1 protein-coding gene is annotated in these 1,711 nt (G+C 67.1%); it reads left to right on the top strand.

Annotated elements, in window-relative coordinates; genetic code table 11:
- Nucleotides 1-257 precede the first annotated feature (257 nt).
- Entirely contained in the window at nt 258-1,454 is a 1,197-nt protein-coding gene (locus tag VGC56_RS10915; RefSeq protein ID WP_464124934.1) for an IS256 family transposase, read from the top strand.
- Nucleotides 1,455-1,711: the final 257 nt, after the last annotated feature.

The following is a 1,711-nucleotide window of genomic DNA, read 5'->3' as shown; positions in this document are numbered from 1 at the left end:
CGACGGCCATCTCCATGTTTGGCATTAGACGCTGCCGCGTGGCCCAAGCGGCCGCAAGACGCACAATGGCGTAAGACGTCGGATGCTTTTAGAACCCGCGTCGGCATCGTTGGGCTGTGCCCCAGCTGGTGGTGTAAGAGGCCGCGCGCGGAGCCCCTAGCGTAGCGCAGCGCGCGGCCGGGGGCACCGTGGGCGGCCACCGCCAATCTTCGGTAGGGTTCGGGTTGCGAGACCTGTGACCGAACCGGAGACCGACGATGACCAATGAGAGAATGGCGCTTCTCGAGCTGGTGGAGAAGGACGCCGACAGCGACCTGGTGCGCGACATGCTGGCCTTCGCCGCGGAGCGGATGATGGAGGCGGAGGCCGAGGTAGCGGCGGGGGCGGCGAAGGGCGCCCGCGAGCCGCTGCGCGAGGCGCACCGCAACGGCTACCGCGCGCGGGAGTGGGATACCCGTGCGGGGCGGATCGAGCTGGCGATCCCGCGATTGCGCAAGGGCTCCTACTTCCCGAGCTTTCTGGAGCCCCGGCGCACGGCGGAGAAGGCGCTGGTGGCGGTGATACAGGAGGCCTACGTGCACGGCGTGTCGACCCGCTCGGTCGACGACCTGGTGAAGGCGATGGGCGCGGGCGGTATGTCGAAGAGCCAGGTGTCGCGGCTGTGCGCCGAGATCGACATCCGGGTGAACGCCTTCCTGAGCCGCCCGCTCGAAGGCGCCTGGCCCTACCTCTGGCTTGATGCCACTTACATCAAGGTCCGCGAGGGTGGGCGCATCGTCAGCCGTGCCGTGATAGTCGCCGTGGCGGTCAACAGCGACGGCAAGCGCGAGGTGCTGGGCATCGCCACCGGCCCGTCCGAGGCGGAGACCTTCTGGACCGACTTTCTCCGCTCCCTGGCCGATCGCGGGCTACGCGGCATCAAGCTGGTGATCGCCGACGACCACAAGGGCCTGCGCGCCGCCGCCCGGCGCGTCTTCAATGCAGGCCTGCAACGGTGCCGTGTACATTGGATGCGCAATGCGCTTGCCCATGCCCCGGCCAAGCAGCGTGCCGCTGTCGCCGCCATGCTGAAGACCATCTTCGCCCAGGAGACCAAGGCCGAGGCCGCGGCGCAGTGGAATGTCGTCGCTGACGCGCTTCGCGAGAAGCAGCCCAAGCTCAGCGCGATGATGGATGCCTCGCGCGAGGACGTGCTGGCCTACATGGACTTCCCCAAGGACCACTGGCCGCAGATCTCCAGCACCAATCCTCTCGAGCGGCTCAACAAAGAGATCAAGCGTCGATCCGATGTCGTCGGTATCTTCCCGAACGACGCAGCGATCATCAGGCTTGTCGGCGCCCTGATGCTGGAGACCAACGACGAGTGGGCCGTCGCGCGCCGCTACATGAGCCTGGAAACCCTGGCCCGCCTCACCCATACTGACACCGTCAGGCTGCCCGCCGTGGCGGCCTGATCAGTCTCGAACCTCTCCGAGGATCGGCGCTCTTACACCACCCCGCGGGGCACTATCGCCATCAGCCGTTCGGCCTGTCGGATAGGGTCACGCATGCCCCTTGCCCTACCGCCGTCCTGTGGCGGCGGCCAGTATGTCTGGTCCGCCGCAAAGGAACGCAAAATGCCCGAAGATGTCAGAAAGGACCTCGACATGGACGGCGTCGCCCGGCGCAATTTCATGATCGCATCGGCCACAGCACTCGGCACCTCCGCGGC

The sequence above is a fragment of the Allosphingosinicella sp. genome, from assembly GCF_036403745.1.
In the GTDB taxonomy this organism is placed as follows: domain Bacteria; phylum Pseudomonadota; class Alphaproteobacteria; order Sphingomonadales; family Sphingomonadaceae; genus Allosphingosinicella.
This window is presented reverse-complemented; position numbering and strand designations above follow the sequence as displayed.